This is a genomic window from Streptosporangium sp. NPDC020072 (assembly GCF_040631445.1).
Lineage (GTDB): Bacteria > Actinomycetota > Actinomycetes > Streptosporangiales > Streptosporangiaceae > Streptosporangium.
This window is the reverse complement of sequence record NZ_JBEYAB010000003.1, coordinates 83102-98978: the sequence shown is the minus strand read 5'-3', so window position 1 is coordinate 98978 and position 15877 is coordinate 83102. Positions and strand designations below refer to the sequence as shown.

The following is a 15877-nucleotide window of genomic DNA, read 5'->3' as shown; positions in this document are numbered from 1 at the left end:
GCCTAGCCGACCCGCACCTGGGACAGCCATGTGCGGGACTCCGCGACCTTCTCCTCGGACATGCCTCCTATCTGGACCCGCAGGTCGAGCCGTTCGCCGGTCTCCCGTTCCCTGGCGGTCACGTGCAGCAGGCCCGAGGAGTCCAGGTCGAAGGCGACCTCGATCGGCCAGCCCCTCGGCTTGCCCGGCGGGATCGGCAGCTGCCCGGTGGCGATCCTGACGTTGTCGTCGAGGCGCGGCGACTCGGCGGTTCCCGCCTGCTCCACGATCTCGACGGTGACCACGGCCTGGTCGGGGACGACGGTGTAGAACTCCTCCGTCACGGACGTGGGCAGGGGGTCGTTGGCGTGCACGAGGTGGAGCACGTGCGGTGTCTCGCCGCTTCCGCCGGTCAGGACGATGCCGAAGCCTCGGGAGGCGACCGTCCTGATCGTCGTGTTCTCGATCAGCTCCCGCCGCTCCGCCGTCAGCCCGGCCTGGGCGGCGACCGCCTCGGCCCCGGCGTGGTCGCCCGAGCGCAGCAGGCGCCGGTAGGTCTCCTCGAAGGCGTACAGCGCGGCCCCCTTGGCGACCGCGAGGTCGGGGTCCTGGATCAGGACCGGGACCCCGAACGCCCGCCGCAGCGCCTCGGCGACGGCGGGCATCTTCGTGGAGCCGCCCACCAGGATGAACTGGTCGTAGTCGCGCACCCCCTTGGCCGCCGCCGTCTCCATCGTCCGCCTGGTGATCTCCACGGTGCGGTCGAGAAGGTCCCTGGTCAGCTCCTCAAGGGTCTCCCTGGTGAACTCGACCCTGGCGACCCTGCCCTCGTGGGCGACCCGCACGACGTGCCGGTTCCTTGACGAGAGGGTCCTCTTCAGGGCCTCGGCGTCGACCCGGAGCTGTTGTTCGGCCTGCGGGTCGTCCAGCGGACTGCCGACGTCGGGGTGCTCCAGGGTGAACTCCTCGACGAGGTGCTCCATCAGCCGTTCGTCCCAGTCGGTGCCGCCCAGCTCGCGGTGGCCGTCGGTGCAGACCACCTTGATGCTCCCGCCCCTGAGCGTGATGACCGTGGTGTCGAAGGTGCCGCCGCCCAGGTCGTAGACGAGGATCGTGCGGTCGAGTTCCGGGTTGAGCAGACCGTAGGTGATGGCGGCGGCCACGGGCTCGGAGATGATGTCCACGACGGTGAGCCCGGCGATCTCGCCCGCCTTGCGGGTGGCGTCGCGCTCGGCCGCGCCGAAGTCGGCCGGGACGGTGATCACCACGTCGCGCACGGCCTCCCCGGTCGCGACCTGGGCGTCCTCGGCCAGTTTCCTGAGGATGAACGCCGAGATCTCCTCGGGGGTGTAGGTCCTGCCGTGTCTCCTGTGCGGGGTGCCGTGCGCCATCTCCCGCTTGATCAGGCTGACCGCCAGGCCGGGTTCCAGGACGGAGCCGTCCCTGGCGGCCGCGCCGACCACCACGTTGTCCGCCGACTCGAAGAACACCACGGACGGGACGGTGTCGGTGCCCTCCAGACTGCGCAGCACCGTGGGCCTGCCGGTCTCGTCCACCCGGGCGATGCAGGAGTAGGTGGTCCCGAGGTCGATGCCGTAGGCGGTCATCCGGCGCCCCCGCCGCTTGCGCGGAGTTCCGCGACGACGGCAAGCGGCTCGGTGAGCAGCCGGCCGGGCCTGCGGATGAGGTGGCTGAGCTGCCGGTGCCCCAGGCGGAGCACGGCGTGCTCCCCGCCGGCCGCGGCGAGCAGGACCGGCCCGACGAGCAGTACGGCCGGCGTCGTGCCCTCCAGGACCTCGACCAGCTCCGCCGCGAGGTCCGAGCCGGGGGCCTCCCGGTCCGTGGCGCGGCGCAGCTCGGCCTCCAGCTCCTCGGAGGTGGCGGCCCTGCCCGCGTCCGCCGCCCTGATCGTGACCGTCTGGAACCACGGGTCGGTGACGGGCTCGGACTCCCCGGCGACGGTCCATCCGCAGGACCGGACGAACCGGTCGAGGGCGTCCCGGACGTCGGCGTGGTCGTCCTCCCGCCCGAGACAGAGGATGACGCGCTGTTCGAGGGGAGGCTCACCGCCCATGTCGGCCAGCAACGCCGAGCGCTGGTCGGTCAGGGCCCGCTTCAACTCGGCCTCGACGCGGCCTCCCGACGGTCCCCGGGCGATCTCCGGCCGCCGTGGGCCGTTCAGCGCGGTGCTGATCACCTCCTGCGCGACCTGGAGCGGCATGTACTGCAGGATTCCCTCCGCGTTGCCGCCGACGTAGGTCGGCACGCCTATCTCCTTGAGGTGGGACATGAACCGCTCCATGGCGACGTGGTCGGCGCCGAGGAGCCGGACCTGCTCCTCAAGGATGACGGCCTCCAGCCTGCGGCGTTCCCGCTCGGTCCTGATCCGCTTCCGTTTGATCTCCTCCTCGATGTCGGCGTTCTCGTTCTCGTGCCGGAGCCGCTGCTTCCGGGTGCGCGCCTCGACGTTGGCCTTGCGCAGCTCGTGGATGGTCGTGTCCTCGGGCTCGAACTCGCCGATGGTGGTGCTGATCGCGGTGACCTGCCAGTCACCGAGCGCCTCGCGCACCTGCCCGGCGAGTTCGAGCCGGATCGGCTCGGGACTGTCGAGGAAGTCGAGGGTCAGGCGGCCCGCCGCCGCGCGCTGGAAGTAGCTCTCGACCGTCTGGGCCAGGACCTTGTCGATGAACCGCCGCACCGGGGGGTCGTCCTGGGCGGTCTTCTGCTCGCCGACCCGGCTGACCAGCACGGGGGCGGCCCTGGCCGGGATCTGGATGGTCTGGCTCATGTCGAAGCGCACCCAGTAGCCCTCGACGTTGATCCGGATCTGGTCCAGTGAGGAGTCCAGGTTGGTCGGCCGTTTCTGCTCCGGCCTCTTCCAGTCGAGGACGAGGACCCGGGTGGGGATCTGCACGACCCTGGCGAACCAGGGGTTGATCCGGTAGTCGCCGCCGCCGAGGGTCTCCTCCTGCACCCCCCGCTGTCCCCCGCCGTCCAGGAAGACCGTGGGGAGCTGGAAGCTCGCGTGCCCCGGCACCCGGCGGCCGAGCGCCCCCTCCTCCTCTCCCGCGGGTTCGCCCTCACGGACCACCACGACCCCGGTGGTGCCCTCCGGAATGGTGATCTCCCTGAGGTCGTCGTCGGTGAGGCCGTGCCTGCCCTCCACGGGGGTGTTCACGGTGATCACTTCGAACAGCTCCGTGTTGATGGCGTAGGAGGCGCCGCCCCGCAGGACTCCGGGCTGCCTGCCCCGCGTTCCGCCGTTGCGCAGGAACGCCACGCCGTCCTGGAAGTCACGGCACTCGACGTGCGGGGCGAGGTTCCTGACGGGGGAGGGCGGGGCGCCGTCCCTGGCCACGACGACGCCGATCGTCCCGAGCGGCACCTCGGTCCGCCTGACCACCGTGACCTCGTACAGGACACCCGGCAGCACGTGGATGCGGTCCGACTGCAGGACCGCCGCCTGGACGCCCGGGGAGGTCTCCTGGACGCGGATCTCGCGGCCCTCGTCCTCCGGGTGTATCCGGCCGACCCTGCGGCGGACGATGCCGATCTCTCCCTTGGAGAGCTTGACGACGAGCCCGGACATCATCGCCGCCCTCTCATCTTCCTCAGTCGTAGATGGACCGCCATCGCCGTCTGCCTCCACTGGTCGTGCCAGCCTCGGTGGTGTTCGAGCTGCGGGTTGCGCAGCGTGGGGAAGAAACCCGCGGGGAGCGGCTCCGGCGGCACGAACTCCCCGTATCTCGGTGTCGCCTGACGGCCCCTGCGCCAGCCGAGGGCGTCGGCCAGTGCGAAGAAGTCACCGGCGTGCCCGGCGGGCGTACCCGGGGGAGGGCCGCCGTAGCGGGCCAGCTGCGCTCCGAACCCCTGCGTCCCGCCCATGGAGCGGGCCCAGACCGCGTCCACCTCCTCCAGCAGGCCGTACGGCAGGAGCTCTCCGTCGAGCCGGCGCATCCAGCCGTCCCCGAGCCGTCCGGCGGCGTCGAGGAGAAGGGTCGTCGTCCAGATGTCGGCGTGTTCGAGGCCGCCGCCGTCCAGGAGGGAGGTGAGTTTCCTTACCGAGGCCCTGCCGGTGACGTGCGGGACCGGGATCGGCGCCCTGGGCGGTGTCCTTCGAGACGGTGCCTCCCAGGACGGTGTTCTCCGAGGCGGTTCTGCGGGTGGCGGGGGAGCCGTCCCGGTGGCCGCGTCACGGACCTCCCGCAGGACGCGCAGGTAGTCATCGCCGGGCATCGCGCCGTCGCGGGCGTCACAGTGCCGGGTGGCGCCGAGGATGTAGAGGGGTTCCCCGCGCAGGAGGACGGGGAAGAACCTGCGGTTGCGCCGCTGGCCCTCCAGGACCTCTCCGATCACCCGGCTGGATCTCTCGGCGTCGGGTGAGACGAGCACGATGACGCCCAGGGCCTGGGAGATGCGCCGCCTGGTCTCCTCGACGGAGTCGTCGCCCCACCTCACATGGGCGTCGTGCCACACGGGCACCCCCTGGAGACGCAGGTACTCGCCGAGCCGCTCCGCGTAGGCGGCGTCCTCGGCGCAGGAGGAGAGGAAGAAGGCGGGACCGGTGGCCTCCTCCTCCGGCGGGGGAGAGCTCGCGGCGGTCCTGAGCCACTCCTGCAGCCCGGCCCGGACACCGGGGCCGGTCAGCCGCGTGGACAGGGCGGTGACGATCCTGGCGAGCCGGTCGTCTCCGTGAGGTTCCGCGCGGAGTTCCTCGGCGACGAACCTGATGGCGTCCCACGGGGAGCGGAGGTCCCTCGGCCGGGGAATGCCGGGAAAGGTCCCCATGACCAGTTCCGTGAGGTCGGCGCCGGTCCCGGCGCCGTGGACGACCGCCCGCAGCCGGACCCGCGCGTCCCTGGACAGCCAGGGGAGGTCGAGGAGGTCGTCGATGTCCTCCCAGTGGCGGCGGATCGTCTCGACGGGAATCATGCGGCCGGTGCGACGGCTCTCGGCGTGTGAGGCGTCCGAGATCACGCCGAGGACCTCGCCGCTGTTTTCCTCGTATACGCCGGAACCGCTGAACCCCTCCCGGGGAAACTCCGCGTGACCCGTGGCGGCCTCGATGTGCAGCCATTCACCGATTCCGTGTGAGGAGGTCACCCGTAGCCGGAGAACCGATCCGAAAGGACCCGCGTCCCTCGGAAAACCGTGAGCGTTCAACTCGGCGGCGGTGCCGGGCCGGAGAGAGAACCTGGCCGGAGAGAGATCGACCTTTTCGGGCAGTTCGAGAACGGCGATGTCGCCGGGATCTCCGGGACGTCGCCAGGGACCCGTGTACGAGACGCCCACGGGGATGTTCTGGAGGTCTCCCCGGCCCGTCTGCACGAAGCTGACGGTGAGGTCCGAGCAGCCCCACACGAGGTGCGCGCAGGTCAGCAGGTGCCCGGCGTCCACCAGGACGCCCGCGCCCGTGACCAGTGACCGGTCACGTTTCCCGGTGATCCGGGCCCGCCACGTGGTGAGCACGGCTCATCCGCGGTGCTCGTGGTTGTGCGTCCCCGACCACTTGACCCTGACGGTGAGGTTCCCCTCGACGGACGCCTTGGCGATGACGGCCCCCGCCTCCGTGCCCAGCTTCACGCCGAACTCGACCTCGACCTCGTCCGGGCCGATCGCGCTCTCACGGAAGGTCCTCAGGGCGGTCTCCGCCGCGCCCCTGACGTGTTTGAGGGCCTCTTCGAAGCGTTGTCTCGCGTCGTAGATGACCCGGTCACCGGTCGAGGAGACCGGGACCCAGTCCGTGACGTACTCCTCGTCCGTTTCGACGACCACCGTTCCGCCGTCGATCTCCCACCGTACGAGCTGTTTGGCCATATGTCCTCGTCTGTATCCGTCACTGGATGACCCGCCCCCGAGGAATACCGGTCTTAATATCAAAATATAACAAGATCAATATTTCCGTAAAGAGGAATATGGGCTGCTCGACTCGATGCTGAATTTTCCTGATATGGCCCGAAATCTGCACTTTATGGGAGTAGTCGGGGATGCTTCCAGCCGGAGGATTTCCATCGTGGCCGGAATCCTCGTTCAGTCCCGCGACGCCAAGGGAGCCTGCCGGGCCAGGGCACGTGCCGGAGGCAGGAGAAGCGACAGCAGCACGGCCACCGCCGTCGTCAGCAGGGCCGTACGGGGAGAGGCCAGCTCGGCCAGGAGCCCGGCGAGGGCGGCTCCCGCGGGCTGCCCGCCCCAGGCGATCATTCTGGCGGTGGTGTTGACCCTGCCCTGGAGGTGGTCGGGGGTCCGCTCCTGCCGTTCGATGATGCCGTTCAGGCTGACCAGGCTGTTGGCCGCCTGCCAGACGGCCAGTACCACCAGCCCCACGACCAGGTGCTCGGTCAGGGCCCACACCACCAGCAGCATCCCCACGGCCGTCAACGAGGTGAGGGAGATCGCGGGGGTGCCGAAACGCAGCCGCAGCCGGGGTACGGCCAGGCCCGCGGCCATGGCGCCGGCCGCCGTCGCGGCGAACAGCAGGCCGATCGCCGGATCGGCGGGCCCGAGGCCGAGCCGTTGGACCGCCACGACGACCAGCAGCCCCATCACGGCCCCCTCGGCGAGGCTGTTGCCGACGCCGAGGAAGGTCAGCGGCCCGACCACCGGGTGGGCGCGGATGTAGCGGACGCCGTCGAGGACCTCGGCGCGCAGATCACGGCGAGGCCTGGGCCCCGGCTTGGCCGGCGGCAGCCGGGCCAGCAGCAGCGCCGCCGCCACGTAGCTCAGCGCGTCCAGCCCCATCGCCGGGGCCGCGCCGGTCGCGGCGACCAACACCCCCGCCAGGGCGGGGCCGACGAGCGAGACCAGGGTGCTCCAGGTCATCAGGACGCCGGTCGCCCTGGCCACCCCCTCCCGCCCGACCAGCGCGGGCAGCGCGCCGAACGCGGCGGCGTCGAAGAACACGAAGGACGAGGCGGTCGCCGCGGCCACGACGAACAGGTGCGGCGTGGTGAGCAGCCCCAGCGCGGCGGCCAGCGGGACACTCACCACCAGCAGCGCGCTGAGCAGACTGGTGAGGGTCAGCACACGGCGGCGGTCCCACCGGTCGGCGAGCGCCCCCGCGGGCAGGCCGAGCAGCAGATAGGGGACCGCCTCCATGGCGGTGAGCAGGCCGGTCAGGGCGGCGTCACCGGTGCGCTGGTAGAGCAGCATCGGCAACGCGACAAGGGTGATCGACGACCCGGCCCACGAGATGATCCGGGCGGCGAGATAACGGCGCATCAGAACACGTCCGGGTGCAGGGCGCGGGCGATCGCCTGGGCGCCGTCAACGGCACGCAGCCCCGAGTAGTCGGCGGCGGGCGTGGCGACCAGGCGGCTGTTCCTGACCGCCCTGGTCTGCCCCAGGTGCTCACGCAGCCACTTCTCGGCCGAGGCGCGGTCGGCCTCGTCGGTGTAGTGGTAGACGATCGTCTCCGGGTCGGCCTTGGCGACGGCCTCCACGGAGACGACGTCGAAGTTCTTGCCCGGGGGGATCAGCCCGTCGAGCACGTTGGCGCCGCCCGCGACGCGCAGGATGTCGGAGTACAGGCCGCCCGCCAGGCCGTACAGCTGCCTGTCGAAGACCTGCACCATGGCGGTGCGCACCGGGGCGTGTCCGTCGAGGCGGCGACGCAGGCCGTCAAGGGCCCTGGTGACGTCGCGTTTGGCGCCTGCGGCCTGTCCGGGCACGCCGAGCAGCCCGCCGAGGGCGTCGAGGTCGCGCCCGATGTCGGCGAGGGTCGCCGAGCCGGTGGTCCCCGGGCAGAACGCGGCGTCGACGTAGACGGGCACGCCCAGCGCGGCCAGTTCGGCGATGGTTGGCAGCTTCCTGCCGTCGAAGTTGTACTCCCCGTCGGCCAGGATGAAGTCGGGACGGGCGGCCAGCAGCGTCTCCTTCGACACCTCACCCCCGGACAGGACCTTGACCCCGGCGTAGTCGGCGGCGTAGGCCGCCTTCGGCGCCGACTGGCCGGCCCACACCTGGCCGGCGAGCCGGTCCTTGACCCCCAGGGCGAGCAGCAACTCGGTGTTGGACGGGAAGAACGACACGATCCGCTTCGGCCGGCTGTCCACCTGGACACTCCGCCCGCAGTTGACGACCTGGGCGGGGAAGACGCCCTCACCGCGCGGAGCCGAGGGGGCGGCGGATGTGGCGGGGCCGGCGCCGCAGCCCGCCGACAGGGCGAGGAGGGCCAGGGCGCACAGGGCCGTTCGTGGCGTTCTCATCGGGGGTCTCCAGTTTCCTTGAGGGTGTCCTTCAACGGGGCGAAGGTGAGGTTCGGCCGGCCGGTGAGCGGGTTGACGCCCAGGTGGGAGCGGACCCCGAACACCTCGGCGAGCAGGGCCGGGGTCAGCACCTCGCCGGGGGAGCCGTGGGCGACGATCCGGCCCGCCTCAAGTACGTAGAGCCGGTCGCAGTAGGCGGCGGCGAGGTTCAGCTCGTGCAGCGCCGCCAGCGTCGTCACGCCCAGGGAACGGACCAGGCCGAGCAGCTCGAACTGCGCGTTGACGTCGAGATGGTTGGTCGGCTCGTCCAGCACCAGCAGGGCGCCCCGCTGGGCCACGGCGCGGGCCAGCAACGCCCGCTGCCGTTCCCCTCCGGACAGCGTCGAGTACGGGCGCTCGGCCATACCGGTCATCCCGACCCGTTCGAGGGCGGCGGTGACGATCTCCCGGTCGGCCGAGGGCGAGGTCCGGTGCGGGGTACGGCCGGTGGCCACGAGTTCGGCGACGGTGAAGTCGAAGCCGTCCCCGCCGTGCTGGGCCACGACGGAGATCCGCCCGGCGGACTCACGGGCCGTCAGGGCTCGCCACACGTCGTCTCCGCCGACCAGCACCGTGCCGTCGTCAGGACGCAGCGCCCGGTACAGCGCGCGCAGCAGCGTGGACTTGCCGCTGCCGTTCGGGCCGATGAGTCCGACGAACTCGCCGGGCTCGACCCGCAGCGCGACCCCCTCGACCCCGCCGAGCGGCAGGTTCAGGCCGGTGACCTCCACTCGCATCAGGACACCGGCCCTTCCCTGCGCAGCAGCCACAGGAAGAACGGCGCACCGATCGCGGCGGTCAGGATGCCGAGCGGAAGTTCGAGCGGCGGTGACAGGATGCGGGCGGCCAGGTCGGCGAGGACCAGGAACAGGCCGCCGCCCAGCGCGACCAGCGGCAGGGCGCGGCGATGGTCGGGGCCCGCGAGCAGCCGTACGGTGTGCGGCACGATCAGCCCGACGAACGCGATGCCCCCGGCGACCGAGATGACGGCCGCCGTCAACAGCGCGGCGACGGCCAGCAGCGTCAATCGGAACCGGTGTACGGCGACGCCGAGCATGGCGGCCGTCTCGTCGCCGAGCAGCATCGCGTTGAGCCGTTTGCCCTGCGCCGTCAGCCACGCCGTACAGGCCACGACCACCGCGCACGGCACGGTCAGGTCGTCCCAGCCCGCGCCGGAGACCGAGCCGAGCAGCCAGAACAGGATGCCGGAGAGCTGACCGGGCTGGGCGCGCAACTGGAGGTAGCCGGTGGCCCCCTGCAGCAGGTAGGACAGGGCGACCCCGGCCAGGATCAGCCGGGTCGGCGCCAGGGTGCCGCGCCTGCTGCCGAGCAGCAGCACCAGGGCGAGCGTGGCGCACGCCCCCACGAAGGCCGCCCCCGGCACGCCGAGCCCGGCGACGCCGCCCAGGGTGATGACCGCGACCGCGGCCAGCGACGCCCCCGAGGCGACCCCCAGGACGTAGGGGTCGGCCAGCGGGTTGCGCACCACCGCCTGCAGCACGGCTCCGGCGACGGCGAGCCCGGCCCCGGCGACGAGGGCCAGGACGGTCCTCGGGGCCCGGGAGTTCCAGATGATCTCGTCGTCGATGCCGCTGACGTCCGCGGGACGCCGCCCGGTCGTCAGGTGGGCGACGACCGTGTGCCACACATCCGCGGCGGGCAGGTCGACGGCGCCGAGGCTGACGGCGGCCACCATCGCGAGCGGGACCGCGACCAGCAGCAGCGCCACCGCCAGCGGGTGGCGTCGCACGGAGATGAGACGGGAGGAGGCCAAGGGAGACTCTCTCTAGTGGGGCAGAGGCAGGCGACGGCGGGGACGGCCGCCCAGGGTCTCCGCCAGCCGGGTGCCGCCGAGGAACGGCAGTCCGGCCGCGGTGTTGGAGTAGGTGCCGGGCACCACGACCCGCACCACGCGCAGGCCCGCCTCCCGCACGTCCGGGGTGGTCACCTCGGCGCACAGCGCCTGACGGCCCAGCCGTACGGCCAGCTCGCGGGTGTCCCCGGGTGGTGGCACCGCCCGGGCGGGCACGTGCTCGGCCAGCGCCTCGGCGAGCTCCTCCTCGAACTCCTCCTGGACGGCCGGGTCGAGGTACAGCTGGAGGTGGCAGCCGTAGTCCACGACGTCGGCCAGGTCGGACCGGTAGGACGAGCCGTAGGCACGGTCGGCCCGCCACGGCTTCAGGGGACTGCGCGGGTCGGCGGCCACCTGGCAGTACGGCCCTGCGGGGTCGTCGAGCCCGGCGGTGAACAACTGCAACTGCAGCGCCTCGCCGTAGGCCTTGACCATCGCCTCCTGGGCGTCGCGCCGTACGCCCATGCCGAGAGTGAGATGGCCGGACTCCCGGTCGCGGACCAGCGCACCGGTCACGTGCAGACCGGTGGCGGTGGGGAAGCCGAGGAAACGCACGTGCAGCCGCCGCAGCGGCCCGGTGGCGAAGTCGGCCAGCCAGGGCGGCGGGGTCAGGGCGCGCAGCCCGGCCCGCCCGTGCCAGGCCAGCGTCATGGCGTCGCGCTCGGCGATCTCGTACAGGGCGCCCCGGACGGCGTACCCACGCGTCGGCCCGGCGGCCAGTCCGGCCTGGATGACCGGGTTGACGCGGGGCGTCGGCGGGGTGACGTCGGCGGAGAAGTACGACACCCACACCAGCCCCGCCGGCACGAGCGTCCCCCGGCCGTCGAGCAGGTCGACCGCCTCCGTCCATTCGACCGGCAGGTCACGGGTGAACGGCGCCAGGGGGAAACCGGGGGCGGCGTGCTGGGCGGGGGAGTACAGCGCCAGGTCCTCGGGGTCGAGGGCACGGGCCCCCTGGGCGGTCAGGTCGGCGTGGGAGGCCAGGACCAGCCGGGGAGGGACGAGGTTGCCGCAGTAGCGCTCCGCGGCTTCGCCGAACGCCGCGCCGCGCGCGGCCTGCGGGTCGGCGAAGGCGTATCCGGCACCCGCGGAGTCGCAGGGCCACGGGCCGAACCTGGTGGTGTCCGAGAGCACCGCGGTGACCAGCTCGAACGAGGCGGGTAGATGGCCGGGAGCGGCGGAGCGGACCAGGGAGCGGACGATCCCGGTGCGGGAGTCGAGCAGCGAGGAGTACGCCCCTGTTTCCAGGGCGGTGGGAGCAGTCATGTCAGGCCAGGGGGAGAGGGTGGGGGAACAGGTCGTCCTCGTCCAGGACGCGGGAGGTGAGGCCGAGCTTTTCCGGCACCTCGTACAGGCGTCCGCCGCCGCGCAGAGGGAAGGCCGGTGGGGCGTTTCCCACCAGGCCGGGCACCAGGACCCGCACCACGCACAACCCCGTCGCGGCCACGTCGGGGGTGGTCAGGTCCACGCTGTAGGCGGTGAGCCCGGCCCCTGCCAGCCGGTCGAGATAGCTCGCCGCATCGGCCGGGGGCAGGTCGTCCAGGTGGGGGCCGGGAGCCGCGCGCAGCCGGGCCAGGGGTTCGCCCTGCATGCGCGGGTCGAGGTAGAGCTGCGCGACGGCGGGCAGGTCGGTCAGGTCGCGGTAGTCCGGGCGGAAGGCGTCCCGGTAGGAACGGTCGGCCCGGTATGGCCGGAACACGTGCTCCTCAAGCACTCCGGCGGCCACGGCCTGCCACACCGCGCCCCGCGGGTCGGCGAGCTGGAGCGTCAGGGAGTACAGGCCGAAGGCCTCGACCAGCGCCTTCGCCGCCGCCTCACGGGGAGTGGCCCGGCAGGCACTGCCGAAGGCCACGATCCCGCCGGCGAGGTCCTCAAGGAAGGCCGCCATCACCGGCACACCGAACGGTGACGGTACGGCCAGCAGCCGGACCCGTGGTTCCTGTCTCCCGTCGCCGAGGGCCGCGGTGACCGTCTCCGGATCGGCCACGGCCTCGCAGGCGGCCCCGCTCGACCACCAGATCGTGGTGGCGTCCCGCTCGAACAGCTCCTCAAGGGCCGCCCGCTCCGCGTGCTCCCGGCCGCGCCCGGTGGCGATACCCGAGTACGGCAGGGCGTGGGTCGGCGGCTCGGCGGCACGAGGACCGTGAAAGTAGTCGAGCCAGACCAGCGACGCGGGAACCAGCACCCGGGAGCCGTCACGCATGTCCCGCGCCGGAGTCCAGGCGACCGGCAGGTCCCGGGTGAACGGGACGAAGGGGAAACCGGGTTCGCGGTACTGGGCGGCCGAGTACAGCGGGATCGTCTCCGGGTCCAGGGCCGCCTCGGTCAGGTCACGCCAGGAGGAGACGGTGAGCCCGGAGGGGACGGCGTTGCCGCAGTAGCGTTCGACGGCCTCCCCGAGCGCCGCGGCGCGGGCGTGCGACGGGTCGCCGACGGTCGCGCCGAACCCGTGCCGGTCGGCGGTCCAGGGGGCGAACCGCCGGGTGTCGGCGACGGCGGCGCCGTATCCGGTCCACCAGCGGGGCAGACCGGGGCGTCGGGGCTGTGGTTCCAGCGCGGTCAGCACGCCGGTACGGGAGTCGACCAGCAGGTCTTCCGGGTTGTTCACGCGTTCTCCAGGTCTTGCGGGCTTCTCGGGGTCTCCAGGACCAGGCGGGCGGCGCGGACCCGTTGGCGGACGGGGGCCGTCGCGGTGGTCGTGTGGCGGTCGGCGCCGGTGCCGAGGGAGCGGGCCAGGCGCGGGAAGTCGCTGCCGGTGATCTCCAGGCGGAGCCGGGATCCGGCGGGCAGGCACGCCCAGACCGGGCTGAGCGCCAGACGTCCCGAACTCGCCGCCCTGCCCCTGGCCAGCTCGAACACCTGGTCGTCCACGGTGTGCTCGGCGAGCCGTACGATCCAGTCGGCGTCGGGGGCCGAGGCGGTGACGTCCAGGTGGACGGCGACCGAGGTGAACGACAGCGGCGCGGTCAGCGGCGGAGTGCTGAAGCGCAGGATGTCGGGCCGCCCGTCCAGGGCACGGCGGTCGGTGCCGGGGGCCAGGGACGGACACGGGTCGGCCGGGTCGTACACGAAGGCACCGGCCGGACCGTTCCCGGGGACCTCCTCAAGACTTCCATCGGGCGAGCCGTCCCCGGGAACCTCGTCGACACCCTTACCGGGGTGGGCGTGCAGCACGCGTTCGCGGGTCGTGGCCGGCCAGGGCCGCCAGGAGGTTCCACCGACGGGCAGGACCATGTCGGGGCCGGGGTCCTCGCCCGCCAGGCAGGCGCGGATCCACGCGACCTGCGCCGCGCCCAGGTCGAACAGCGCCTGGGGGCCGTGCTCCCGGTCGATGTGCCGGGTCCGTCCGGTGAAGGCGAGGTCGTGCCCCCACGGTCCCATGATCAGCCGCTGCGGGGGGCGCGGGGTGCGGGCGGCGCCGACCGTCCGCCAGTGCAGGACGGTCTCGTCGGCCAGCAGGTCGTACCAGCCGCCGACGTGCAGCCCCGCCGTGGGCAGCGCGGCCAGCTCCTCCTCGGTGATCTCCTCGGCGGGGCGGTGGTCAGGACCCCGCAGGACGACCCCGGCCCAGCCTGGCAGGCGCACGCCGAGCCGTTCGGGCAGGCCGGTCACCGGCAGACGGGCCAGCGCGTCTCCTTCCTTGAGGAGGAAGGCGGCGAGGCCGTCCCTGCTGGTACGGCTGTCCGCGCGTTCGAGCCACCAGGCCGCGTGCTCGGCCAGCCGCAGCACGCCGTCCTCGAACTTGGTGCGGTGCAGTGCCATGGACGGACCCATGCTCACCACCGCGGGCACCGTCTCGGGGCGTTCGACGGCCAGCGCCCAGGCGGTGTACCCGCCGTAGGAACCGCCGTAGCCGACCAGCCGGCCGTCGCTCCACTCCTGGGCGGTGATCCAGTCGGCCAGGGCGGCGCCGTCGCCGCGCTCGTTGCGGTAGCACTCCCAGGCGCCGTCGGAGTCGTGGCGTCCCCGCACATCCTGGACCACGTAGCCGAAGCCGCGGCTGACCCACCCCGCCCCCTCCGCCAGGTGACGGCCTCGCCCGTACGGAGTGCGGGTGACGACGGTGGGGACGGGCCACGAGGAAGGGTCCGGCAGGCGGACGTCGAGGGCGAGCAGGGTGCCGTCCCAGCCGGGCAGCCGCAGGTTGAACCGGTTCATCGGACCGGCAGCGGCAGCACCGGGTGCCGGTCGACCCGTCCGGAGGCCGGATCGACCACGAGCTGGAGCCCCGCGGTGGCGGGCAGGTCACCGGTCCACCAGGTCAGCAGGTCGTTGACCAGCAGGCCTGCGGCGACCGCGATCGCGCCGGGGTTCGGCCACGGCACCGGCGGAAGCGGCACCGTACCGGCGGCGCCCTCGTCGAGGTAGGTCCACAGCCCGGCCAGCTCGTCGGGCAGCGCCGCCGCGGCGAGTCTGCGTCCCCGCAGGTCCCGGTAGGAGGCGGTACGGCCTGGCACGGTCATGGGGCCGACGACCAGCCTGCGGCCCTCGACGTGGCAGCGGTGCCTGACGGCGCCGTCGTCGTCGAGGCGCAGCCAACGCCCGTCGGGGAGCCAGCCCGCGCACTCGACCAGCGCGTCCGCCGCGGCCGGGTCGTCCACGGCGAGCGCGTTCCCCATGCCGGCGAGCAGCCGTACGGTCTCGGCGGCCACCGGCCCGTCCCCGCGCACGCACACCCGAAGCGGCTCCTCGCTCCCGGAGGGAGCGTCGGTGAGCACGCCCCGCTCGCGCAGAGCGGTGGCCAGCGGTTCGAGGTCGGGGGCGTTCCCACCAAGGTAGGACTGCTCACGCATGCGTTCGAGCAGGTCGGCCCGGCCGGTCAGGCGGGTGAACCGCTCGTTCTCGTCGCACGAGCGCCACGTCCCGTCCGGGCCGACGTACAGGTGGTGGCCGGGGGTGATGGACTCCATGGGCTGTTCTTCTCCGCGACTCACAAAGGGGGAAGGATGGGATGGGCGGACGGCCCGCACTGGGAGCGGGCCGTCCGTTCTGGAACTCAGGCGTTCCAGGCGAAGGGGGTGTGGACGAGGGCGTTGGTGCCCGGCCCCTGGAGAGCGGGCAGCGCCGTGGCGGGAGCCAGCTCCTCGAAGCCGAACGGTGTGTGAACGAGGGCGTTGGTGCCCGGTCCCTGCAAGGCGGGCAGCGCCGCCGCGGAGGTCAGCTCCTCGAAGCCGAGATCCGTGTTCATGGTTCTCCTTTCGACGGTGAAAACGGTTGTCGTTTTCGGGGAGAACCATAGATCGCCGAATCCGGCCATCGCAAGAGGGGTAAAAGCAGCTCTTATCCTTACTTTCGGCTTGTCTGTGGTGACTGTGGGTAATCGGTGCGGTGATGAAAGGGCCTCGTGAAGGCTCGTGACATGACGTTTTCGGCCGGGAGGGAACGCTTTCCGGTAGGCCGGTTTTCCCAAATATCCGACCGGATTTTCGCCCACCCGGAAAGGCATTCCGGGCGGCCGGTTACCCGAAGGGCGGTCGGGGCGTTTCGCCAGTTCGCCACGGGCGACTCGGTGGTCGCCGGGCGGTCCGGATCTCGTCTTCGGCGACGCCTCGGCCACTCGGGGGCATCGGGAAACGCGCCTTTCCCCGGCAGGGGGAATTCCCGCCTGGAAAACAGGGCCGGGGCCGTGGAGGGCGGCCGGGAGATCGGCGGCGGTCGGTGTGCGGAGTCGTTCCGCGGGCAGGTCCGTCGAAGGATCTCCTCCACCCGTACGACGCGTCCGCGGGATCGCAGTCTCGGGTGGGGCCGTCCTGGACGCTCGCGGCGATCCGGGGGTGACCGGCGCGGCGAATGGTCTTCCGCG

Annotated in this window: 13 protein-coding genes; all 13 read right to left on the bottom strand. The window is 72.4% G+C overall.

Annotation, left to right across the window (positions count from 1 at the left end; all coding sequences use genetic code 11):
• Positions 1-2: 2 nt before the first annotated feature.
• Complete coding sequence (locus ABZ470_RS06775) at positions 3-1586, bottom strand: Hsp70 family protein (protein ID WP_362910478.1); 1584 nt, start codon at positions 1584-1586, stop codon at positions 3-5.
• On the bottom strand, positions 1583-3571 hold the full coding sequence (locus ABZ470_RS06770; RefSeq protein WP_362910476.1) for an SPFH domain-containing protein: 1989 nt from the start codon (positions 3569-3571) through the stop codon (positions 1583-1585). Before ABZ470_RS06770 ends, ABZ470_RS06775 begins: the two co-directional genes overlap by 4 nt.
• On the bottom strand, positions 3568-5448 hold the full coding sequence (locus ABZ470_RS06765) for a TIR domain-containing protein (RefSeq protein WP_362910474.1): 1881 nt from the start codon (positions 5446-5448) through the stop codon (positions 3568-3570). Before ABZ470_RS06765 ends, ABZ470_RS06770 begins: the two co-directional genes overlap by 4 nt.
• 3 nt (positions 5449-5451) lie before the next feature.
• Positions 5452-5796 (bottom strand): CU044_2847 family protein, encoded by a 345-nt coding sequence (locus ABZ470_RS06760; protein WP_352008894.1) that lies wholly within the window; start codon positions 5794-5796, stop codon positions 5452-5454.
• A 213-nt stretch (positions 5797-6009) separates the two neighbouring features.
• Positions 6010-7197 carry an MFS transporter gene (locus ABZ470_RS06755; RefSeq protein ID WP_362910472.1) on the bottom strand — a complete coding sequence of 396 codons (1188 nt, stop codon included), beginning with the start codon at positions 7195-7197 and terminating at the stop codon, positions 6010-6012.
• Positions 7197-8183: an ABC transporter substrate-binding protein gene (locus ABZ470_RS06750; protein WP_362778701.1), complete on the bottom strand. Its 987-nt coding sequence runs from the start codon at positions 8181-8183 to the stop codon at positions 7197-7199. Before ABZ470_RS06750 ends, ABZ470_RS06755 begins: the two co-directional genes overlap by 1 nt.
• Positions 8180-8959, bottom strand: coding sequence for an ABC transporter ATP-binding protein (locus tag ABZ470_RS06745; RefSeq protein WP_362910470.1), 780 nt, complete (start codon positions 8957-8959; stop codon positions 8180-8182). Before ABZ470_RS06745 ends, ABZ470_RS06750 begins: the two co-directional genes overlap by 4 nt.
• Positions 8959-9996, bottom strand: a complete 1038-nt coding sequence (locus ABZ470_RS06740; protein ID WP_362910468.1) for an iron ABC transporter permease — start codon at positions 9994-9996, stop codon at positions 8959-8961. Before ABZ470_RS06740 ends, ABZ470_RS06745 begins: the two co-directional genes overlap by 1 nt.
• Before the next feature lie 12 nt (positions 9997-10008).
• Positions 10009-11340 carry a YcaO-like family protein gene (locus ABZ470_RS06735; RefSeq protein ID WP_362910466.1) on the bottom strand — a complete coding sequence of 444 codons (1332 nt, stop codon included), beginning with the start codon at positions 11338-11340 and terminating at the stop codon, positions 10009-10011.
• A 1-nt stretch (position 11341) separates the two neighbouring features.
• Positions 11342-12682, bottom strand: a complete 1341-nt coding sequence (locus ABZ470_RS06730; RefSeq protein ID WP_362910464.1) for a YcaO-like family protein — start codon at positions 12680-12682, stop codon at positions 11342-11344.
• Positions 12679-14232, bottom strand: coding sequence for a CocE/NonD family hydrolase (locus tag ABZ470_RS06725; RefSeq protein WP_362910462.1), 1554 nt, complete (start codon positions 14230-14232; stop codon positions 12679-12681). The genes ABZ470_RS06730 and ABZ470_RS06725 overlap by 4 nt, the downstream gene beginning before the upstream one ends.
• Positions 14229-14984 carry a hypothetical protein gene (locus tag ABZ470_RS06720; RefSeq protein ID WP_362910460.1) on the bottom strand — a complete coding sequence of 252 codons (756 nt, stop codon included), beginning with the start codon at positions 14982-14984 and terminating at the stop codon, positions 14229-14231. The genes ABZ470_RS06725 and ABZ470_RS06720 overlap by 4 nt, the downstream gene beginning before the upstream one ends.
• 86 nt (positions 14985-15070) lie before the next feature.
• On the bottom strand, positions 15071-15262 hold the full coding sequence (locus ABZ470_RS06715) for a streptamidine-related RiPP repeat protein (RefSeq protein WP_362910458.1): 192 nt from the start codon (positions 15260-15262) through the stop codon (positions 15071-15073).
• Positions 15263-15877: the final 615 nt, after the last annotated feature.